This window comes from Sphingomonas sp. S6 (assembly GCF_043498045.1).
Lineage (GTDB): Bacteria > Pseudomonadota > Alphaproteobacteria > Sphingomonadales > Sphingomonadaceae > Sphingomonas.
Genome location: NZ_JBIEOE010000002.1, coordinates 493,887 through 515,000 on the forward strand (window position 1 = coordinate 493,887; position 21,114 = coordinate 515,000).

Annotated in this window: 21 protein-coding genes and 2 tRNA genes (1 of these 23 cut by a window edge); 16 read left to right on the forward strand and 7 right to left on the reverse strand. The window is 66.7% G+C overall.

The window, feature by feature from the left end; all coding sequences use genetic code 11:
* Positions 1-4 precede the first annotated feature (4 nt).
* The 10 genes from ACGVWT_RS05400 (at position 5) to guaA (ending at position 8,802) form a co-directional block, all read left to right on the forward strand.
* On the forward strand, positions 5-652 hold the full coding sequence (locus tag ACGVWT_RS05400) for an adenylate kinase (RefSeq protein WP_315461415.1): 648 nt from the start codon (positions 5-7) through the stop codon (positions 650-652).
* 399 nt (positions 653-1,051) lie between these two features.
* On the forward strand, positions 1,052-1,747 hold the full coding sequence (locus ACGVWT_RS05405; RefSeq protein ID WP_017979470.1) for a response regulator transcription factor: 696 nt from the start codon (positions 1,052-1,054) through the stop codon (positions 1,745-1,747).
* A gap of 78 nt (positions 1,748-1,825) precedes the next feature.
* Positions 1,826-3,172 (forward strand): ATP-binding protein, encoded by a 1,347-nt coding sequence (locus ACGVWT_RS05410; RefSeq protein WP_315461414.1) that lies wholly within the window; start codon positions 1,826-1,828, stop codon positions 3,170-3,172.
* Between the two features lie 148 nt (positions 3,173-3,320).
* Positions 3,321-3,521, forward strand: coding sequence for a hypothetical protein (locus ACGVWT_RS05415; protein ID WP_116461836.1), 201 nt, complete (start codon positions 3,321-3,323; stop codon positions 3,519-3,521).
* Between the two features lie 401 nt (positions 3,522-3,922).
* The gene (locus tag ACGVWT_RS05420) at positions 3,923-4,168 is read left to right on the forward strand and encodes a hypothetical protein (RefSeq protein ID WP_017979466.1); all 246 of its coding nucleotides are present in this window, start codon (positions 3,923-3,925) and stop codon (positions 4,166-4,168) included.
* A 169-nt stretch (positions 4,169-4,337) separates the two neighbouring features.
* Positions 4,338-4,706 (forward strand): 30S ribosomal protein S13, encoded by a 369-nt coding sequence (gene rpsM, locus ACGVWT_RS05425; protein WP_017979465.1) that lies wholly within the window; start codon positions 4,338-4,340, stop codon positions 4,704-4,706.
* Positions 4,707-4,790: 84 nt separating this feature from the next.
* On the forward strand, positions 4,791-5,180 hold the full coding sequence (rpsK, locus tag ACGVWT_RS05430; protein WP_017979464.1) for a 30S ribosomal protein S11: 390 nt from the start codon (positions 4,791-4,793) through the stop codon (positions 5,178-5,180).
* A gap of 83 nt (positions 5,181-5,263) precedes the next feature.
* The gene (locus tag ACGVWT_RS05435; protein ID WP_017979463.1) at positions 5,264-6,331 is read left to right on the forward strand and encodes a DNA-directed RNA polymerase subunit alpha; all 1,068 of its coding nucleotides are present in this window, start codon (positions 5,264-5,266) and stop codon (positions 6,329-6,331) included.
* Positions 6,332-6,588: 257 nt separating this feature from the next.
* Positions 6,589-7,011, forward strand: a complete 423-nt coding sequence (rplQ, locus tag ACGVWT_RS05440; protein ID WP_043060684.1) for a 50S ribosomal protein L17 — start codon at positions 6,589-6,591, stop codon at positions 7,009-7,011.
* A gap of 234 nt (positions 7,012-7,245) precedes the next feature.
* Positions 7,246-8,802 (forward strand): glutamine-hydrolyzing GMP synthase, encoded by a 1,557-nt coding sequence (guaA, locus tag ACGVWT_RS05445; RefSeq protein WP_315461413.1) that lies wholly within the window; start codon positions 7,246-7,248, stop codon positions 8,800-8,802.
* Positions 8,803-8,989: 187 nt separating this feature from the next.
* Here the strand turns inward: guaA and ACGVWT_RS05450 are convergent, their stop codons facing one another.
* Positions 8,990-9,688, reverse strand: a complete 699-nt coding sequence (locus ACGVWT_RS05450; protein WP_315461412.1) for a pirin family protein — start codon at positions 9,686-9,688, stop codon at positions 8,990-8,992.
* A 156-nt stretch (positions 9,689-9,844) separates the two neighbouring features.
* On the opposite strand from ACGVWT_RS05450, the gene ACGVWT_RS05455 reads away from it, so the two are divergent.
* The gene (locus tag ACGVWT_RS05455) at positions 9,845-10,654 is read left to right on the forward strand and encodes a shikimate 5-dehydrogenase (protein ID WP_315461411.1); all 810 of its coding nucleotides are present in this window, start codon (positions 9,845-9,847) and stop codon (positions 10,652-10,654) included.
* A 46-nt stretch (positions 10,655-10,700) separates the two neighbouring features.
* On the opposite strand, the gene ACGVWT_RS05460 is transcribed toward ACGVWT_RS05455, so the two are convergent.
* Positions 10,701-10,777, reverse strand: a tRNA-Arg gene (locus tag ACGVWT_RS05460).
* Positions 10,778-10,838: 61 nt separating this feature from the next.
* Positions 10,839-10,915, reverse strand: a tRNA-Pro gene (locus tag ACGVWT_RS05465).
* Between the two features lie 140 nt (positions 10,916-11,055).
* On the opposite strand from ACGVWT_RS05465, the gene pnuC reads away from it, so the two are divergent.
* Genes pnuC through lepA form a run of 3 tightly spaced genes read left to right on the forward strand, consistent with a single transcriptional unit; the run spans position 11,056 to position 13,994 of the window.
* Complete coding sequence (gene pnuC, locus ACGVWT_RS05470) at positions 11,056-11,628, forward strand: nicotinamide riboside transporter PnuC (protein WP_315461410.1); 573 nt, start codon at positions 11,056-11,058, stop codon at positions 11,626-11,628.
* Positions 11,625-12,149: an AAA family ATPase gene (locus ACGVWT_RS05475; RefSeq protein ID WP_315461409.1), complete on the forward strand. Its 525-nt coding sequence runs from the start codon at positions 11,625-11,627 to the stop codon at positions 12,147-12,149. Before pnuC ends, ACGVWT_RS05475 begins: the two co-directional genes overlap by 4 nt.
* 33 nt (positions 12,150-12,182) lie before the next feature.
* Positions 12,183-13,994 carry a translation elongation factor 4 gene (lepA, locus tag ACGVWT_RS05480; protein ID WP_017979455.1) on the forward strand — a complete coding sequence of 604 codons (1,812 nt, stop codon included), beginning with the start codon at positions 12,183-12,185 and terminating at the stop codon, positions 13,992-13,994.
* Positions 13,995-14,390: 396 nt separating this feature from the next.
* Here lepA and ACGVWT_RS05485 read toward each other — a convergent pair whose 3' ends face one another.
* From ACGVWT_RS05485 to ACGVWT_RS05495, 3 genes are all read right to left on the reverse strand, one after another.
* On the reverse strand, positions 14,391-14,849 hold the full coding sequence (locus ACGVWT_RS05485; protein WP_315461408.1) for a hypothetical protein: 459 nt from the start codon (positions 14,847-14,849) through the stop codon (positions 14,391-14,393).
* Between the two features lie 73 nt (positions 14,850-14,922).
* Positions 14,923-15,390 carry a YaiI/YqxD family protein gene (locus tag ACGVWT_RS05490; RefSeq protein WP_315461407.1) on the reverse strand — a complete coding sequence of 156 codons (468 nt, stop codon included), beginning with the start codon at positions 15,388-15,390 and terminating at the stop codon, positions 14,923-14,925.
* Between the two features lie 12 nt (positions 15,391-15,402).
* A complete protein-coding gene (locus ACGVWT_RS05495; protein WP_315461406.1) occupies positions 15,403-17,139 on the reverse strand; it encodes a DEAD/DEAH box helicase in 1,737 nt (578 codons plus the stop codon).
* 407 nt (positions 17,140-17,546) lie between these two features.
* On the opposite strand from ACGVWT_RS05495, the gene ACGVWT_RS05500 reads away from it, so the two are divergent.
* Together ACGVWT_RS05500 and ACGVWT_RS05505 are read left to right on the forward strand one after the other, a co-directional pair.
* On the forward strand, positions 17,547-18,842 hold the full coding sequence (locus ACGVWT_RS05500) for an MFS transporter (RefSeq protein ID WP_315461405.1): 1,296 nt from the start codon (positions 17,547-17,549) through the stop codon (positions 18,840-18,842).
* Positions 18,839-20,077, forward strand: a complete 1,239-nt coding sequence (locus ACGVWT_RS05505; protein WP_315461404.1) for an arsenic transporter — start codon at positions 18,839-18,841, stop codon at positions 20,075-20,077. The genes ACGVWT_RS05500 and ACGVWT_RS05505 overlap by 4 nt, the downstream gene beginning before the upstream one ends.
* A gap of 127 nt (positions 20,078-20,204) precedes the next feature.
* Here the strand turns inward: ACGVWT_RS05505 and ACGVWT_RS05510 are convergent, their stop codons facing one another.
* Positions 20,205-21,114 carry the 3' portion of an NAD(P)/FAD-dependent oxidoreductase gene (locus ACGVWT_RS05510; RefSeq protein ID WP_315461403.1) on the reverse strand. 272 nt of this gene lie beyond the right edge of the window, so only the last 910 of its 1,182 coding nucleotides appear in the window; the start codon falls outside the window, past its right edge; its stop codon occupies positions 20,205-20,207.

Sequence of the window (21,114 nt, forward strand, 5' to 3'; positions counted from 1 at the left end):
ACGCGTGAACATCATCCTTCTTGGGCCGCCGGGGGCGGGCAAGGGCACCCAGGCGCAGCGGCTGATGGCCTCGCGCGGCATGGTGCAGCTGTCGACCGGCGACATGCTGCGCGCTGCGGTGAAGGCGGGCTCGCCCGTCGGGCTGCAGGCGAAGGCGGTGATGGATGCGGGCGAGCTGGTGTCCGACGACATCGTGTCGGCGCTGATCGGCGAGCGACTGGACCAGGGCGTCGGCGGGGGCGCGATCTTCGACGGCTATCCGCGCACCGCCGCGCAGGCCGCTTCGCTCGATGAATTGCTCGAAGCACGCGGCATGACGCTCGATCATGTCATCGAGCTGGAGGTCGACGAGGCTGCACTGATCGAGCGCGTCGAGGGCCGCTACACCTGCGCCAAGTGCGGCGAGGGGTATCACGACCGGTTCAAGTTGCCCAAGGTCGCCGGCGTGTGCGACGTGTGCGGCTCGACCGAGTTCAAGCGCCGGCCGGACGACAATGCCGAGACCGTGCGGACCCGCATGAACGAATATCGCGCCAAGACCGCGCCGATCCTGCCGATCTACCAGGCCCGCGGCTTGGTGCAGCGGGTCAATGGTATGGCCGACATCGAGCATGTCGCGAACGAGATCGCGACGATCCTCGACGGCGAGTGAGCGGTTTGACGTTGGAATAAGGGAAGGGCGGTCCGGTGGGGCCGCCCTTTTTGTTTGGGGGGCGGCCTCGATCACGCCCCCGTCATTCCCGCGAAGGCGGGAATCCAGACGCGCAGGTCTTCGCAAGGGCCGTGAGCTCAGAGGTTATGGATTCCCGCCTTCGCGGGAATGACGGGAGGGGGGCGATCGCCCGCGAATGACGCTTTTGTCATGTCGCGGTCATCGCCCCTCCACCTCGTATACCCTACACCGAACCTATGGTCGCCACGCGGCCGAACGGTTCGACGAGCTCGGCGCCCGACACTCCCGGGGGTGCCGTGGCGGCCGGCGGAGGGCTTGCTTTCCGCCGGCCGTTCCCGTTTGAAGGCAGACGGTTGCAGACAGGCGAAAGGAGCGCGCATGACCCGCAAGATCCTGGTGGTCGAAGACGATGCGTCGACCTCGGCCTATCTCGCCAAGGGCCTGTCCGAAGCCGGTTACGCGGTCGAAGCCGCGCATGACGGGCGTGACGGTCTGTTCCTCGCCAGCGAGGGGATTTTCGACCTCATCATCGCCGATCGCATGCTGCCGGGCCTCGACGGCCTCGCCATGGTCAGCGCGATTCGCGCGGCGGGGCTCGATACGCCGGTGCTGATCCTGTCGGCGCTGGGTGCGGTAGACGACCGCGTCGACGGCCTGAAGGCGGGTGCGGACGACTACCTCTGCAAGCCCTTCTCGTTCGCCGAACTGTCGGCCCGAATCGAAGCGCTCGTCCGTCGATCGGATCGTGCCGGGGCGGAGCCGACCAAGACGCGCCTGTCGGTCGGCGACCTGGAGATCGACCTGCTCTCCCGCGCTGTCACCCGCGCCGGCCGGTCGATCCCTCTCGGCGCACGCGAGTTCAACCTGCTCGAATTCCTCGCACGGCACGCGGGGCAGGTGGTGACGCGCACGATGATGCTGGAAAAGATCTGGAACTACCATTTCGATCCCGGCAGCAACGTGGTCGATGTCCATATCGGTCGCCTCCGCCGCAAGCTGGAGGAAGGCTTCCCGACCCCGATCCTCCACACCGTGCGCGGCGCGGGCTACCGTCTGGCGGCCGACCCGGCCTGATTTCGGCCGATAGCAGCAGTGGTTGGCAAGGGTCCGTCCCGGACTGTCCGCTGAACGCCGGATGCGATAGGGCGAGCCATGCGCCTGTCCGTCACCGCCCGTATCGCCCTGCTGTCGATCCTGTTGACGCTGGTCGCCAATATCGTGCTGCTCGGATTCGTCTGGAAACAGACCGATGCGGTGGTCGTCGACACCGTACGCCGCGACACGATCGAACATGCCGAGGCGATGCGCGCGCTCTACCGCATCGGCGGGTTGCCGCCGGTGGTGGCGGCGACCGCCCAGGCTCATGCGGGCGACGACAGCTCCTTCTTCCTTGCGGTGCTGGACCATAAGGGGCGGACGGTGGCGGGCACGCTGCCCCCCGGCCTGTCGCCGGCCCTGCTGCCCACTGCCTTCCGGATCGGCGATGCCGCTTTGCCAGCCGCGCGTGACGGCATCGGTTATGTGCTGCGTCCGATCGGCGACCATTGGCTGTTTGCCGGCCGACGCCTCGACGTGGTGGATACCGAACGTCGCGCGATCGAGGATGCGCTGGTGATCGCAGTGCTGCTGTCGCTGCTACTCGGGGTGGTCGCGGCGCTGATCCTCGCGCGCTACGTCAGTCGGCGGCTCACCCGCATCGCCGCGGTGGTGGAGGCGGTGAGCGAAGGCGACCTGTCGCGGCGCGTTCCGCTGACACCCGCCCACCGCGATGCCTTCGACCGCTTGGCCGACCGGTTGAACCAGATGCTGTCGAAACTCGAACGGCTGATGGTCGAACTGCGTGTGGTAACCGACAGCCTCGCGCATGACCTACGCTCGCCACTGGCGCGGCTGCGCACCAAGACCGAGCAGGCGGTGCTGATCGCCGATCCGCAGGCGCGCGAGACGGCGCTGGGCGGGCTGCTCGTCGAAACCGACCTCGTGATGCGCATGTTGACGATGGTGATCGAGATCAGCCGCTCCGAATCGGTGTCGCGCGACCGCTTCACCGAAGCGGCGCCTGACGAACTGGTGCGCGAGATCGCCGATCTCTACGAACCGGTCGCGGAGGATGCGGGGCTGGTCTTCACCGTCGCGGTCGACGACTCCGCGCCCGTGATGCGCGTTCATCGCGAATTGCTGAGCCAGGCGATCGGCAACCTCATCGACAATGCGTTGAAACATGCCGGCGAGGGCGGCGCGCTGACGCTGCGGTTGGAACGGCACGCGACGGAGATCGCGATCCAGGTCGAGGACCGCGGGGCGGGGATCGCCGAGGCGGATCGCGAACAGGCGCTGAAGCGCTTCGGGCGCCTGGATGCGGCGCGTACCACACCGGGGGCGGGCCTGGGCATGGCGCTGATCGAGGCGGTCGCACGCTTGCACGACGGACGTTTCGAACTTGCCGACAATGCGCCGGGCCTGATCGCGCGGATCGTGCTGCCGGTGACGCGGAGCTGACCAGGCGCGGGATCCGCCCACTCGTCGCGTTTTCCCCACCGTCGATGGTTAACCACTTGTCAGGGCGCGGGGCTTAGTGTGTCGGGCAGGACGCGGCCGGGGGGCTGCATGTGGGGCTTTTGCGCCGGAGACGGCAAAAAGGAGCGTTATGCTGGGGGCCATCGTATTCACCTATGGCATGCTGATGAGCTTCGTGTTCCAGGGCGCGGCCCGGAACGCCAAGCTGAAGCGGCCCAATCCGCCGATGCTGCAATATATCGGCTATCTGCTGGTCGGCCTGTCCGCCGGCTTGTCGGGTATGCTGCTGCTGATGGCATTCACCGCGAAGGCGCCGTTCCCGCTGGTGTGAGGGGCGTGCCGCGCGGATCGCCCCGGCTCTGCTCAATGCTGCGCGCTTAGATCGGGACGGCGAGCACGCGGCTTAGCCCGTGGCTCCAATTCGCCCGTGCGTCATCGTCCCACCGCGCTGGAGATGACGGGATTTGCTCTCCGCTGAGTGCGTACCCCTTATGCGGCGTGGCGCGCCAGCAATGCCGCATCGATTCGCGCCACCAATTCGCTCAGCGACGGCGCGACCCATGGCGCTGTGACCGGGGCCGGCGCGCGCACTTGGCGAACGAGGCGGGCGTAAGCGTGTTGCGACGGGGCCATGACATCTTCCTCGGGCTGACCCGGAGGACGATGCCGCCAACGTGCTCACCAAAAGGTTAACGGCTGGCCTCGGCGTCGCAAAGCGGTACAGCGATCGGCATGACTGCGCTCAATCTGTTCGGCCTGTTCGCCATCCTGTTCATGCTGCTGTGCTACCTCATGGAAGAGCGGTCGCCGTGGTGGACCCTGGGTTTCGCTTTCGGTTGCCTGCTCAGCTCGGCCTATGGGTTTCTGCAGGGCGCCTGGCCGTTCGGCGCGGTGGAGCTGCTCTGGACGGCGATCGCCATTCGCCGCTGGTGGGTGGGGCTGAGGAAGGTGCGGGCGAATGCGGAACCGCTCGCTTGACAGGGCGTTTGCGCGCGCCTACCTGCCTGTCCTTCCGAAACACCGGTCCCGGCGGCGCCTGATGGCGCGCGTCGCGTACATGCGTACAGGGCAGGTGTTGCTCGGAAGATGCGACGAGATGGGGTTTGTGCGGCCATGCCAAACCCTGTGGAGCTAGGAGAAACGTTTCATGGCACGTATTGCGGGTGTCAATATCCCGACCAACAAGCGCGTGGTGATCGCGCTGACGTACATTCACGGCATTGGCCCGGCCAAGGCCAAGGAAATCACGGAAAAGCTGAACATCGCCGCCGAGCGTCGCGTTCAGGACCTGACCGATCAGGAAGTGCTGCAGATCCGCGAGACGATCGACGCCGATCACACCGTGGAAGGTGACCTTCGTCGCGAAACCGCGATGAACATCAAGCGCCTGATGGATCTCGCCTGCTATCGTGGTCTGCGTCACCGCAAGGGCCTGCCGGTCCGTGGCCAGCGCACGCACACCAATGCGCGCACCCGCAAGGGCAAGGCGAAGCCGATCGCAGGTAAGAAGAAGTAAGCGCCCGCGCGCTTTCTTCTCCGCCGGAAGCTGGTCGGCAACGATCGCCCGGCGTTTCAGCTAGTTAAGGTCAGGACATAATCCATGGCACGTGAACCGCAGCGTCTTCGCCGTCGCGAACGCAAGAACATCACCGCCGGCGTCGCGCATGTGAACGCCAGCTTCAACAACACCATGATCACCATCACCGACGCGCAGGGCAACGCCATTTCGTGGTCGTCCGCCGGCATGATGGGCTTCAAGGGCAGCCGCAAGTCGACCCCGTACGCCGCTCAGGTGGCCGCGGAAGACGCCGGCAAGAAGGCCGCCGAGCACGGCGTCCGCACCCTCGAGGTCGAGGTGAAGGGTCCGGGTTCGGGCCGCGAATCGGCGCTGCGCGCGCTGCAGGCGGTCGGTTTCCAGATCACCTCGATCCGCGACGTCACCTCGATCCCGCACAACGGTGTGCGTCCGTCGAAGCGTCGCCGCGTCTGATTACCCACGCGCCGGCTGACGAGCCGGCGCGTCTTTCTCCCGGCTGGAGCTGCCCCCGTTCCGGCCCAAATTAGGGGACACCTGTGTCTGTCAATGCAAAGAACTGGCAGGAACTGAAGAAGCCCAACGGCCTTGAGAAGAAGGGCGGCGATGGCAAGCGCAAGGCGACCTTCGTGGCCGAGCCGCTGGAGCGTGGCTTCGGCCTGACGCTCGGCAACGCGCTGCGCCGCGTGCTGCTCTCGTCGCTGCAGGGTGCCGCCGTCACCTCGATCAAGATCGAGAACGTGCTGCATGAGTTCAGCAGCCTGGCGGGCGTGCGCGAGGACGTCACGGACATCGTCCTCAACGTCAAGCAGATCGCGCTCAAGATGCAGGGCGAAGGCCCGAAGCGTCTCCAGCTGTCCGCCACCGGCCCGGCCGAGGTGAAGGCCGGCGACATCGCCGTGTCGGGCGATATCGAGGTGATGAACCCCGATCTGGTGATCTGCCATCTCGACGAAGGCGCGACGCTCAACATGGAGCTGACCGCTGACATCGGTAAGGGCTATGTGCCCGCGACCGCCAACCGTCCGGCCGATGCGCCGATCGGCCTGATCCCGGTCGACGCGCTGTATTCGCCGGTGCGCCAGGTGTCGTACAAGGTCGACCCGACCCGCGTCGGTCAGGACCTCGATTACGACAAGCTGACGCTGACGATCGAGACCGACGGCACGGTGACCCCGGAAGACGCGGTGGCCTATGCCGGCCGCATCCTTCAGGACCAGCTGGCGCTATTCGTCCACTTCGACGATTCGGCGATCACGCGCTCGTCGGCGCCGATCGGCCAGGCGGCCGCTCCGGCAGCCGGTGGCGAGACGGCGGGCGACACGCAGCAGATCAACCGTTACCTCCTCAAGAAGGTCGACGAGTTGGAGCTGTCGGTGCGTTCGGCGAACTGCCTGAAGAACGACAACATCATCTATATCGGCGATCTGGTCGGCAAGACCGAAGCCGAGATGCTGCGTACCCCGAACTTCGGCCGCAAGTCCTTGAACGAAATCAAGGAAGTGCTCTCGTCGATGGGCCTCCGCCTGGGCATGGAAATCCCTGGCTGGCCGCCCGAGAACATCGAAGAGATGGCCAAGAAGCTCGAGCAGGAGATTATGGGGTAATCGCAGGCAGATAGCCTCGGCTATCTGCCGTCTCGGCGACTACCTCGGCCGACGGGCAGGGAAGCGGCAAAGCCGCGACACTGTCCCGTTCGACGTGATCGGTGCGGCTTTGCCGCACCGCCATCCGGCCCGAAAGAACACGCTCCTCGGCGTGACTTTTGTGACTTTCCAAAAGGGGCGAACGGCGGTCCCCTGATATCAAACCGCCAGCCTTGGGGTTCCGTGACACGGCCCCCTGACAAACGAAGGAAATACCCATGCGTCATCGCGTCGGCGGCCGTAAGCTGCAGCGTACCTCGGCCCATCGTACGGCCCTGTTCCGCAACATGTCGGCCGCGCTCATCAAGCATGAGCAGATCACCACCACCGTCGCCAAAGCGAAGGAACTACGTCCCTACGTCGAAAAGCTGGTGACGCTGGCGAAGAAGGGTGGCCTGTCCAACCGTCGTCTGGCGCACGCCCGCCTGCTCGACGATGCACAGCTGGTGAAGCTGTTCGACGTTCTCGCGTCGCGCTACGCCGACCGCAACGGCGGCTACACCCGCATCATCAAGGCCGGCATCCGCGCGTCGGACGCTTCGCCGATGGCGATCATCGAATTCGTCGACCGCGACGTTTCGGCCAAGGGTCAGGATTCGGGTCCGGTGATGTCGGACGAGGATTTCGACGAGGCGGCGTAAGAGCCAGCGGAGCTGGATCGAGGCTCAAGCCTCGTCCGGCCGGCGTCGCTACAGGCGACGTCCGACGACTCGGCTTTGCCGAGTCGTGCTTCGAAACGGCAAAAGGCCGCGCCAGCGATGGTGCGGCCTTTTTCGCGTCTGGCCCCGCCGCGGCAGAGCCGCATCGTCGGACGGGTGCTTCGCCCCGCCGGCCGGGCTTGGCCTGATCGGCCTGCGCCGCTAAGGGCTGCGCCCATGCAGCACAGCGACAGCATTCTCATCGTCGATTTCGGCAGCCAGGTCACGCAGCTCATCGCCCGCCGGGTGCGAGAGGCGGGGGTCTATTCCGAGATCGCGCCCTTCCAGTCCGCGGACGAGGCATTCGACCGGATCAAGCCCGCCGGCATCATCCTGTCCGGTGGCCCGGCCTCGGTCACCGCCGAGAACAGCCCCCGCGTGCCGCAGCGCTTTTTCGACGCCGGTCTGCCGATTCTCGGCATCTGTTACGGCCAGCAGGTGATGACCGCGCAGCTGGGCGGCAATGTCGTCGTCTCTGGAGACGGTGGCGAGTTCGGTAAGGCCTTCGTCGACGTGCAGACCAGCTGCGGCCTGTTCGACGGCCTGTGGGCCGAGGGCGAGCGCCATCAGGTGTGGATGAGCCATGGCGACAAGGTTGACGCGCTCGCCCCCGGCTTCACCCCCGTCGCCGTATCGGAAGGCGCGCCCTTCGCGATCGTCGCCGATGAGGCGCGCCGCTTCTACGGTGTGCAGTTCCACCCGGAGGTCGTTCACACCCCGGACGGCGGCAAGCTGATCGCCAACTTCGCCCGCCACGTCTGTGGCCTGACGGGCGAATGGACGATGGCCGAATTCCGCGACGCCAAGATCGCCGACATTCGCGCCCAGGTCGGCAGCGGCAAGGTGATCTGCGGTCTGTCGGGCGGGGTCGACTCGGCGGTCGCCGCGCTTCTCATCCACGAGGCAATCGGCGACCAGCTCACCTGCGTGTTCGTCGACGGCGGCATCCTGCGCGCCGGGGAGGCCGAGCAGGTCGTCGGCCTGTTCCGCGGTCATTACAACATTCCGCTGGTCCATGTGCAGGCGCAGACGCTGTTCATGAACGGCCTCGCTGGCGTCACCGACCCGGAAGCGAAGCGCAAGTTCATCGGCAAGACCTTCATCGACGTCTTCGAGGCGGAAGCGAAGAAGATCGGCGGGGCGGAGTTCCTGGCGCAGGGCACGCTTTATCCGGACGTCATCGAAAGCGTCAGCTTTACCGGCGGCCCGTCGGTGACGATCAAGAGCCACCACAATGTCGGCGGTCTGCCCGAGCGGATGAATATGAAGCTCGTCGAGCCGCTGCGCGAACTGTTCAAGGATGAGGTCCGCGCGCTGGGTCGCGAGCTGGGGTTGCCTGAAATCTTCGTCGGCCGCCACCCGTTCCCCGGACCCGGCCTCGCGATCCGTATCCCCGGCGAAGTCACGCAGGAACGCTGCGACATCCTTCGCAAGGCGGATGCCATCTATCTCGAAGAGATCCGCAACGCCGGGCTATATGATGCGATCTGGCAGGCGTTCGCGGTGCTGCTGCCGGTTCGCTCGGTCGGCGTGATGGGCGACGGTCGCACCTATGACAGCGTGCTGGCGTTGCGCGCGGTCACCTCGGTCGATGGCATGACTGCGGAGGCGTTCCAGTTTCCGGGCGACTTCCTGCCGCGGGTGGCGACCCGGATCATCAACGAGGTGAAGGGCGTCAACCGCGTCGTTTACGACTATACCAGCAAGCCCCCCGGCACGATCGAGTGGGAGTGACCGGGACTCGCGATCCTGCGGGGCAGGATCGCGGCCCGGTCACTCGGCGGCGAGTAGCCGCCGCAGCGCTGGCCACGCAGGAACCGTTCGACCTGAGCCTGTCGAGGGGCAGATGAGCCTCACCCTGCTTCGACAAGCTCAGCATGACCGGCGTGTTGGGCGGTGAGGCACGCGGTAGAGAAGGGGCTTACGCCACGTCCACCAGCACCAGTTCGCTGTCCTCCAGCGCGGTCACCCGCAGCACGTCTTGGTCCGCGATCGCCGCGCCGTCGCGGGCGTTGACCCGCACGCCATCGATCTCGACCGCACCCGTGGCCGGCACGAGATAGCCGCGCCGATCCTTGCCCAGCGAATACTCCGCGCTTTCGCCCGCCTTCAGCGTCGCTGCGACCACCCGGCCGTCGGTGCGGATGCGCAGCGCATCGCCGTCGTCCTCGTAACCGCTCGCGAGCACGACGAACTGCCCCGCGCGCTCGCCCTTGGGGAAGGGGCGGGCGCCCCAGCTGGGCTTTTCGCCGCGGCTGGTCGGCTGGATCCAGATCTGGAAGATCTTGGTCGTGACATCCTCGCGATTGTATTCGGCATGCGCGATGCCGGTACCGGCGCTCATCACCTGGACGTCGCCTGCCTCGGTCCGGCCAAGGTTGCCCAGATTGTCCTGATGCGTGATCGCACCTTCGCGGACGTACGTGATGATTTCCATGTCGCGATGCGGGTGCGGCGGGAATCCCGACTGCGGCGCAATCGTATCGTCGTTCCAGACGCGCAGGTTGCCCCAGCTTTCGCGCTTGGGGTCGTAGTAATTGGCGAAGCTGAAGTGATGCTTGGCGTCGAGCCAGCCATGGTTGGCACCGCCCAGCGACGCGAAGGGGCGAAGGTCGATCATGGTACGTCTCCCGATGAGGGGCGGCGGATCGCCGGCGGCCCTCGTTGATCCGCAATATGGCGCGGGTGGGCGGGACGATGAAGGCGGCAAACGGCAACGGTCCGTTCGCAAAATGACGTGCGTTGACGCGGGCGCCGACACGCGAGAGGAGGGGGCATGACCAAGCCCCCCATCGGCCGCGACACGCGGCTGTGCATGTCGCTGTCGGCGCGTCCCGGCAATTTCGGCTCGCGCTTCCATAACCGGCTGTACGAGCTGACGGGGCTGGACTTCGTCTACAAATCCTTCTCGACCACCGACCTGCCCGCGGCGGTGGGTGGCATTCGCGCGCTGAACATCCGCGGCAGCGCGATCTCGATGCCGTTCAAGGAAGCGGTGATTGCGCTGCTCGACGGCCTCGCGCCCTCCGCCGCGGCGATCGACAGCGTCAACACGATCGTCAACGACGATGGCGTGCTGACCGGCCACAATACGGATTACGGCGCGGTGGTGGATCTGCTGCGCGACGTCGCCCCTGCGACGCGATTCGTGCTGCGCGGATCGGGCGGCATGGCCAAGGCGGTCGCCGCCGCGCTGCGCGACAGCGGCTTTGGGGACGGCACGATCGTCGCGCGCAACCGGGCGGCGGGCGAACCGCTCGCGACACTGTACGGCTATCGCTGGGCGCCGGAACTGACAGAGGGCGCGGCGCTGCTGATCAACGTGACGCCGCTCGGCATGACGGGCGCCGATGCCGACGCGCTCGCCTTTCCAGCCGAGATGATTGCTGATTGCACGATCGCCTTCGACGTCGTGCAATACCCGCCGGAAACCCCTTTCCTCCGCGCCGCGCGCGAGGCGGGCAAGCGCTGCATCACCGGCACCGAGGTGGCGACGTTACAGGCCTTGCAGCAGTTCATCCTGTATACGGGTGTGACGCCGACCGATGTGCAGGTCGCCGAGGCCGCCGCGTTCGCGCGCGGCTGAGCCGAGGCGGCGAGACGCCGAGCCATATTCATCGATGTTCGGAAAATGGCGCGCCCGGAACGATTCGAACGTCCGACCCTCAGATTCGTAGTCTGATGCTCTATCCAGCTGAGCTACGGGCGCTTGGCCATGGCGGGAGCCACGGCGGGTATTTTGGCTGCGGGTGGGACCCGCAGCGGATAAGTGGTCGGGAAGAGAGGATTCGAACCTCCGGCCCCTGCCTCCCGAAGACAGTGCTCTACCAGGCTGAGCTACTCCCCGACGGAGTCCGTCCGGATCGTTTTCGGCGACCCGACCGTGCTTGGAGGCGCGCCTATAGCCACGCCCGAAACGGGATGCAAGCGCCCGATGCACTCTCTTGCGAAATCATGCGTGTCCGCCGTAGCAGGTGGGGCGTGAACATGATCGAAGCCCTTGCTGCGGCGCTGGTAATCCTGAACGTGGCGCTCGTCGCAGGTCGCAGCCTGTGGAACTATCCGGTCGCGCTGGTGGCGGTGGCGATCTACGCAAGCGTGTTCTTCGAGGCGCGCCTGTACAGCGACGCGCTGCTCCAGGGCTTCTTCTTCGCGGCGAATCTGTACGGCTGGGCGAACTGGTCGCGTAGCCGGCATGTGGCGGGCGAGGTGGTGGTCGACACGCTCGATTCGCGGGGGCGGACACGCTGGTTGGGGGGCGGTATCGCCGCGTGGGTGATCTGGAGCGCCTTGATGCATCGCTACACCGATACCGCTTACCCCTGGTGGGACGGCGCGATCGCCATCGCGTCGGTGGCAGCACAGCTGTTGCAGGCGCGCCGCCGCATCGAAAGCTGGTGGGTATGGATCGCGGTCGATGTGGCGAGCGTGCCGCTCTACGCCGCCAAGGGACTGTGGTTTACCGCCGGCGTGTACGGGGTACTGCTGACGCTGGCGGTATACGGCTTCGTCGATTGGCAGCGCGCCGCGACGCGACGCCAGCTGGTGGTGGCGGCATGACGCCTCGGACGATCTGCCTGCACGGCCCGGAAAGCACCGGCAAGTCGGCGATGATCCCGCGTCTCGTCCAGCATTTCGGCGGCGTGCCCCATGTGGCCGAGTTTGGGCGCACCTATTGCGAGGCGTTCGGCACCGATCTGACGATGGCCGATCTGGTCGAGATCGCGAAGGGGCATGACGGCAAGACTCACGGCGCCTTGTTGGAACGCAGCTATCCCGTCATTCTGGACACTGATCCGCTGATGACGGCGGTGTGGGCGGACATGATGTTCGGCCGCCGCGATCCATGGTTCGCCACCTGGACCAATACGGCGGACATCTACCTGCTGTTCGATATCGACCTGCCCTGGGTGGACGATGGGACGCGGATGTTCGGCAGCCTGGCTGAGCGCCAGCGTTTCTTCGACCTCAGCCGCCGGATCCTGGAGGAACGCGGTGTGCGCTGGGCGCTGGTGAGCGGGCAGGGCTCGACGCGTTACATCAACGCACTGCACGCGATCGAGGCGCTTAGCCGCGACTAGCGCAACGCCGTCGTCCCCTGCTAGGGGCGGCGCATGACGACCCCGCTTTCGCAGATCCGTAACTTTTCGATCATCGCCCATATCGACCATGGCAAGTCGACGCTTGCCGACCGCCTGATCCAGCGCACCGGCGGCCTGACTGACCGCGAGATGTCGAGCCAGGTGCTCGACAATATGGACATCGAGAAGGAACGCGGCATCACGATCAAGGCGCAGACCGTGCGCCTGTCGTATCCCGCGAAGGACGGCGTCACCTATACGCTGAACCTGATGGACACGCCGGGCCACGTCGACTTCGCCTATGAAGTCTCGCGCAGCCTGGCAGCGTGCGAGGGCGCGCTGCTCGTGGTCGACGCAGCGCAGGGCGTCGAGGCGCAGACGCTCGCCAACGTCTATCAGTCGATCGAGCATGATCATGAGATCGTGCCGGTCATCAACAAGATCGACCTGCCCGCCGCCGAACCCGAGAAGGTGCGCAAGGAGATCGAAGACGTCATCGGCCTCGATGCGTCCGAAGCGGTGCTGGCGAGTGCCAAGTCGGGGATCGGCATCGACGACATCCTCGATGCGATCGTCACCAAGATCCCGCCGCCCAAGGGCGATGCCACCGCGCCGTTGAAGGCGATGCTGGTCGATTCGTGGTACGATCCGTATCTCGGCGTCGTCATCCTTGTGCGCGTGATCGACGGCACGCTGAAGAAGGGGCAGCAGGTCGCCTTCATGCAGGCGGGCACGACGCACCTCGTCGACCGCGTCGGTTGTTTCCGGCCGAAGATCGAGCAGCTGACCGACCTGGGGCCGGGCGAGATCGGCTTCATCACCGCGCAGATCAAGGACGTCGCCCAGGCGCGCGTCGGCGACACGCTGACCGACGCCAAGAAGCCCGCGGCCGAACCGCTGCCGGGGTTCAAGGAAGTGCAGCCGGTGGTGTTCTGCGGCCTGTTCCCGGTCGACGCCAACGACTTCGAGAAGCTGCGCGAATCGATCAGCAAGTTGCGGCTGAACGATGCGAGCTTCAGCTTCGAAATGGAGACGAGTGCGGCGTTGGGCTTCGGCTTCCGCTGCGGGTTCCTGGGCCTGCTGCATCTGGAGATCATCCAGGAGCGGTTGACGCGCGAATACGACCTCGACCTGATCACGACCGCGCCGTCGGTGGTCTATCAAATCGATCTGACGCATGGTGGCGGCCAGATCGATCTGCACAACCCCGCCGACATGCCCGACCCCAACAAGATCGAGTCGATCAGCGAACCGTGGATCGAGGCGACGATCTACGTCCCCGACGAATATCTAGGCAGCATCCTGAAGCTCTGTCAGGATCGCCGCGGCATCCAGAAGAACCTGACCTATGTCTCGGGCCGCGCCCAGGCGACATACGAACTGCCGCTCAACGAAGTGGTGTTCGACTTCTACGACCGCCTGAAGTCGCTGTCGAAGGGCTATGCGAGCTTCGACTATCACCAGATCGGCTATCGCGAGGGCGACCTCGTCAAGATGAGCATTCTGGTGAACGAGGAGCCGGTCGACGCGCTGTCAATGATCGTTCACCGTGGCACCGCCGAAGTGCGCGGGCGCGGCATGGTCGAACGGCTGAAGGAACTCATCCCGCGGCACATGTTCAAGATCCCGATCCAGGCGGCGATCGGCGGCAAGGTGATTGCGCGTGAGACGATCAGCGCGATGCGCAAGGACGTGACCGCGAAATGCTATGGCGGCGATGCGACGCGTAAGCGCAAGCTGCTCGACAAGCAGAAGAAGGGTAAGGCCCGGATGCGCGAATATGGCTCGGTGAGCATTCCGCAGGAGGCGTTCATTGCGGCGCTGCGGATGGGGGATGAGGGCTGAGCGCCCGAAGCTAAGCGCAGCTGCTTAGACGAGGATCACCGCCAGCCCGGCCGACGATCGCGCGACCTTGTCGTCGCACGTGTCGATGGACGACGCGACTTCGCCGCGGCGTGGCTTTGTTTCGATGTGCCTTTTTCTTCGTCACTCCGGACTTGTTCCGGAGTCCACTCTGCGGCGAGGCTTGCGCTTTGAGCCGCCGGACGTCCCCTGGCCGCCTGGTGGACCCCGGAACGAGTCCGGGGTGACGGGGGGATGGGCAAGTGTTTCGACCTCACCAGCCGGCGCCGCGGCGCAGGCGCGTCGTCGATCGACACGGGCGACGGTAAACTCGCCCGGCCGTCGGCCGGGCTGGCGCTGGTCCTCGACTAAGCCGCGCTTAGCCTTGGGCGCGCAGCCTTACATATAATTCTGGGGATCCGGGCTCGGCAGTTTGCATGCACGGGTCTTGCCGCGTTCGCATGCGTCGACCTGTGCGCGCCAGTCGGCCATCGCCATCGCATAGGCGCGCTCGCGATCCGCCTGCAGCGCGGCGTTTGCGACGATCGTCTTGCGACGGGCGCGCATCGCGGCGCGATAGGCGGCGACGTCGGCCTGATAGCGCGCGTCGTTGGCAGCATTGACCGCAGTCACGGCATGACCATCCATACGCGCCTGCGCGGCGACGTCGCGGTTGGCAGCGGCGACGCCCGGCGCGCTTTCGGCGGCGATGGCGTTGCTGCGCGGGGTGTTGCTGTCATGACCGGGATCATAGGGCAGCGGTGTGCTGGGCTGATCGGCGGGATTGGTGCTCTGGGTTTGAGCGATGGCCGGCGCGGCGATCACCAGGGCGGCACCGATAAGTAGCGGGCGAAACATGGAGAATGCTCCTTGTTGGACTGCCCGCGATAATCGGTGAACGACCGGTCCGGTTCCGAACCCCGTATCGGCGTCAGCGTTGCAACTTGGCCAGCATCGTGTCGAGGGCCTGCAGAAAGCGGCTGCGATCGGCAGCGGCGAAGGGTTTGGGGCCACCCAATTGCTCGCCGCCCGCGCGCAGGTCCGCCATGATCGCCCGCGTCGCGATCGCGCCACCGATCGAAGCGGTCGTGAAGGGCTTGCCGGTGGGCGCCAGTACCGTCGCGGCTGCCTTCAGACAGCGATCGGCCAGCAAAATGTCCGCAGTAATCACCAGCGCTGCGGCATCGGCCCGGTCCGCGATCCAGTCATCGGCGGCGTCGAAGCCGTCGCTCACCACGACGCGTGTGATGAGCGGGTGCTGCGGGATACGGAAGGGCGCGTTGCTGACCAGCGTCACGGGCACCTCCCGGCGCCACGCGACCTTGTAGATTTCGTCCTTCACCGGGCATGCGTCCGCATCGACGAGGATGCGGACGCCTGTTGCCGGATCAGAGGTCATCGACTGCGCGCCTTAACCGCGGGGGCCCTTGCGATACGGTTTGGCCTGATGCCGTGCGGGTGCGCCGCCGGTGCGCGGGCGACCGGCGTTGTCACGCGGCGCGCGCGGACCACGCGCGCCGCCGCCTTGACCGCCCTCGGCGCGCGGATTGCCGGCGAAGGGGACGATCTGCAGGCTACCTTCGTCGCTTTCCGGGTTGGCAGTTCGCTGTACGCTGGCGAGCACTCGGTCGGCGACGGTGCGCGGCACTTCGAACAACGTGTCGTTCGGGTTGATGCGGATCGCGCCGATTTCCGACTTGGTGATGTGGCCGCGGCGGCAGATCAGCGGCAGCAGCCAGCGCGGGTCGGCGTTCTGGCGGCGGCCGATGTCCATGCGGAACCACACGGTATCCTCGAACCCGGGGCGGGGACCCTGCTGACGCTCGCTCTGCTGCGGAGCGGCCGAATCGAGCAGGTCTTCCGCCTGCGGCATCGCGGCCCGGTGCGCATGGACGAGCGCGGCGGCAATATCCTCAGGCGACTTTTCGGCGATCAGGCGCTGCGCCAGTTCGCGATCCTCGTCGTCATATTCGATGGGTTCGAGCAACGTCGCAATCAGGCGCTCTCGATCCTGTTTGCGGATGTCGTCGGCGCTGGGGGCGGGGATCCAGTCGCAGGCGATTTTCGCCTGCTTGAGCATCATGTCGACGCGGCGGCGGCGCGGGTAGGGGACGATGAGCACCGCGGTGCCCTTCTTTCCGGCGCGACCGGTGCGGCCCGAGCGGTGCTGAAGCGTTTCGGCATCGCGCGGCATTTCGACGTGGATCACGAGCGTCAGGCTGGGCAAATCGATGCCGCGCGCAGCGACGTCGGTCGCGACGCAGACGCGGGCGCGGCGGTCACGAAGGGCCTGCAACGCCTGGTTGCGCTCGTTCTGGCTGTGCTCGCCCGACAGCGCGACCGCCGCGAAGCCGCGCTCGACCAGGCTGGCGTGCAGGTGCCGGACATTGTCGCGGGTGGCGCAGAACAGGATCGCCGTCTCCGCCTCATGGAAGCGGAGCAGGTTGATGACGGCATGTTCGATGTCGGCGGGGGCGACGGTAACCGCCTGATACTGGATGTCGCCGTGGCCGCGCGTCTCACCGACGGTCGAGATGCGCAGCGCGTCATTCTGGTAGCGCTTGGCGAGCGCGACGATCGGCTTGGGCATCGTCGCCGAGAACATCAGCGTCCGGCGTTCGGATGGCGACGAATCGAGAATCTGCTCCAGGTCTTCGCGGAAGCCCATGTCGAGCATCTCGTCCGCCTCGTCGAGGACGGCGACGCGCAGCGCCGACAGGTCGAGCGCGCCGCGCTCGAGGTGATCGCGCAGGCGGCCCGGCGTGCCGACGACGATATGCGCGCCGTGGCTGAGCGAGCGACGCTCCTTGCTGGCGTCCATGCCGCCGACGCAGGTCGCGATGCGCGCATGCGCTTCCTTATAGAGCCACATCAGCTCGCGGCTGACCTGCAGCGCTAACTCACGGGTCGGCGCGATGATGAGCGCGAGCGGCAGGCCCGGCGGCGGCAGCGTGCCGTCGATGAGCAGTTCGCCCGCCATGGCGAGGCCGAAGGCGACCGTCTTGCCCGAACCGGTCTGGGCGGAGACGACGAGGTCGCGGCCGGCGGCTTCGGGTTCGATCACCGCAGCCTGAACGGCGGTGGGCGCTTCATAGCCACGGGCGACGAGCGCTTCAGCGAGAAGCGGGGGCAGGGAGGAAAAGGGCATGGGAAACCTAAATAAAAGCGGGCCCCGAAGCCCATGCCGACAGGGCAGGGCTGGAGCGCAGCAGGACAACAAAATCGCGATGGAAATCGCGGGCCAATGCGGGCGGCAATACGGGTAATGTGGCGCTTATCGCGTGCGCATCATGGCCGTGGCCGTAACCCCAAGAGACCCTGCCTGCGCGCCAAATCCGCGAAGCCGAGGCCGAGCGAGGCCGCGCGGGCTCCCTACGCCGAAACGCGCCGATGCGCAACTCGCGCGATATTGCCAGGTCGTTTCAGCGCGCTCGGGGCAACATTCCGTAACATTTATTAGTCCGATGCGGGATCAAAGCCCGGCGCCTGCCGTTGGGCGGCGACGGATTGGAACGGGGCCGCCGCGGCGCCGACCATCGCGGTGAGGACGACTGCATGGCGACACTGGCTCCCCCGGCCCCACGGCACGCACCCAAAGATCGCGGAGGACCGCATGGCGCGGGGCGCACGCTGGATGCGCTGAACTTCTTCCTGGCGGATGTGCGCGATGGGCTGGGCCCGTATCTCGCCATCTATCTGCTGGCGGTGCGCGGGCCGGCGCATGGCTGGAACGAGGCGACGGTCGGCATGGTGCTGACGATCGCGGGCATCGTCGGGCTGGTATCGCAGACGCCGGCGGGCGGCCTGATCGATCGCAGCCGCAACAAGCCCGCTATCGTCATCGTCGCGGCATTGCTGGTCACGCTGACCAGCGTATCGCTGCCGTTCGTCCATGGTTTCGCGATGGTCACCGCGACCCAGTCGCTCGCGGCGGTGGCGGGAGCGGTGTTCGCCCCGGCGATCAGCGCAATCACGCTGGGCCTGTTCGGCCCCAAGCTGTTTTCGAAGCGCGTCGGGCGGAACGAGGCGTTCAATCATGCCGGCAATGCCGTCTCCGCCGCGCTGGCGGGAGCACTGGCATGGAAGTTCGGCCCGGTCGTCGTCTTCTGGCTGATGGGCGCGCTGACGGTGGCGAGCGTCGCCGCCGCGCTGCGGATCCGCAACGGCGATATCGACAATGCGGTGGCGCGCGGCCTGGATTGCGAACCGGACGAGAGTTGCGACCAGCCCGGCGGCTGGCGCGTGCTGGTCGAAAACCGGCCGCTGCTTCTGTTCGCTGCCATCGCGTTCCTGTTCCACCTTGCCAATGCGGCGATGCTGACGTCGGTCAGCCAGCTGCTCGCCAAGACGGTGGGCAAGGATTCGGCGACTTCGCTGACCGCCGCCTGTATCGTCGCGGCGCAATTGGTGATGGTGCCGGTCGCCGTCATCGTTGGCCGCAACGTCGATGCCTGGGGGCGCAAGCCGCTGTTCCTCGTGGCGTTCGGCGTGCTGGCCGCGCGCGGTGCGCTGTATACGCTGTCGAACGATGCATGGTGGCTGGTCGGGGTGCAGGCGCTCGACGGGGTCGGGGCCGGCATCTTCGGCGCGCTATTCCCGGTGGTGATCGCCGATCTGACCAAGGGTTCGGGACGCTTCAACGTCGCGCAGGGTGCGGTCGCAACGGCGCAGGGACTGGGCGCAGCGCTCAGCGCGACGCTGGCGGGCACGATCATCGTCGGCGCAGGCTATGCCGTAAGCTTCCTGACATTGGCAGCGATAGCGGCGGTCGGCCTCGCGCTCTATGCCGTGGCGATGCCCGAGACGAAGCCGAAGCATGCCGCGCCGAAAGCGAAAGGGCACGCCGCATGATCGCTACGGTTGCCATCTGCGCCGGTGCCACGGCAGGCGTGATCGCGCGCCCGTTCCGCTGGCCGGAGGCGATCTGGGCGGTCGGCGGCGCGCTGCTGCTGCTCGTCACCGGGCTGATCGCGCCCGCGGCGGCGTGGGGCGCGGTGCTGAAGGGCAGCGACGTCTATCTGTTCCTGATCGGCATGATGCTGCTGTCCGAGGCGGCGCGTGAGCAGGGCGTATTCGACTGGGTCGCCAATCTTGCGGCGGCGCGGGCGAACGGATCGGCGACGCGGCTGTTCACGCTGGTGTTCCTGACCGGCGTGGTCGTGACGACTTTCCTGTCGAATGACGCGACCGCAGTGGTACTGACCCCGGCGGTCTATGCCGTGGCGCGACAGGCGGATGTGAAGCCGCTGCCGCTGCTGTTCGCCTGCGCACTGGTCGCCAATGCGGCGAGTTTCGTGCTGCCGATCTCCAACCCCGCCAATCTGGTGCTCTACGCAAGCGACCTGCCGCGGCTGGGCGCTTGGCTGGGCGCGTTCGCTTTGCCGTCGGTGTTGGCGTTGGTCGCGACTTATGCGGGACTTCGCTTCCTGTTTCGCGACTCGCTGATCGGTACGGCGGCGCAAGGCGAAGGTGTGAGCCTGTCGACCGGTGGTCGGCTGGCGCTGATCGGGATTGGTGCGACGGCGACCTTGCTGACGATCGCGTCGGCGGTCGGCTGGGATCTGGGCTGGCCGACCTTCGGTGCGGGCCTCGCCACCGCGATCGCGGTGCAGGCGCGGGCCGGCGAGACACCGCTGCCGCTGCTGCGGCGCGTGTCCTGGTCGGTATTGCTGCTGGTGGCCGGGCTGTTCGTGATGGTCGAGGCGCTGGCGGAAACGGGGCTGATCCAATGGCTCGCCACGCAGCTGATGCACGGCGCGGCGAGCGACCTGCGCGCGACCGCGGCGGCGGCGGGCGGTTTGCTCGCAGTCGGCAGCAATGCGATCAACAATCTGCCCGCCGGGCTGATCGCCGCGCAGACGATCGCGGCGGCGCATCCGCCCAAGTTGATCGTCGATGCGCTGCTGATCGGCGTGGACCTCGGCCCGAACCTATCGATCACCGGCAGTCTTGCGACGATCCTGTGGCTGATCGCTATTCGTCGCGAAGGTGAGGACGTCAGCTTCTTCCAATTCCTGCGCGTCGGTGTGGTCACCACGGTTCCCGCGCTCATTCTGGCGATCGGCGTGCGGGTGTTGCTAGGTTGACGTGATTCGTGCGCGTCGGATCAGCCGTCGTCCTATTGCGAGCTGGAATATCTAGTCAGGGCGGGCGCCAGAGTTCGCCGAAGACCCCTGCCTTCGTTGGGTGACGTCTGTAGGGGCGGGGCAAATTCTAGAGCGCTTGCGCGGCGGCCCAGCCGCTCGCCCACGCCCATTGAAAATTGTAGCCGCCGAGCCACCCGGTCACGTCCACCGCTTCGCCAATCGCATGAAGGCCCGGCACCCGGCGCGCCTCGAGCGTCTGGGACGATAGATCGGCGGTGCTGATGCCGCCGACGGTGACCTCGGCCTTGGCAAAGCCTTCGCTGCCATTGGGCGCGAAACGCCAGTCGGCGAGGCGCCGCGCCGCCTCGTCCAGCCGCCGGTCCGGCGTGTTGGCGAGTTCCGCGCTCACGCCGATTCGCTCGGCCAGTGCCTCGGCGAGCCGGTCGGGCAGATGCGCGGCCAGCGCGCGGCGCAATGTGGTGCGCGGCTGCTGGCGCTTCGCCTCGATCAGCCAGCCGGGCACGGCATCGGGCACGAAGTCGATGCCGATTGATTCGCGGGGGCGCCAATAGCTTGACACCTGCAGGATGGCGGGGCCCGACAGGCCGCGATGGGTGAAGAGCGCGGCCTCGCGGAACCGCGCCTTGCCCGCGCTGGCGACGACCTCCGACGCGACGCCGGACAGCGTGGCGAACAGCGCCTCCTCGCCGCCTAGCGTCAGCGGGACAAGCGCCGGCCGGGGCTCGACCACCTTCAACCCGAATCGGCGGGCGAGATCATAGGCGAATCCGGTCGCGCCCAATTTGGGGATGGAGGGGCCGCCGGTGGCGATCACCAGCTTCGGCGCGATCACGGTGCGGCGGGGCAGGGCGACGCGATAGGCGTGACCATCGTGATCCACCGCGCCCACAGGCGACGACAGGGCATAGTCTACGCCGCCCGCGGCGCATTCGTCGCGCAGCATGGCGACGATCTGCTTCGCCGACCCGTCGCAGAACAATTGGCCGAGCGTCTTTTCGTGCCAGGCGATCCCATAG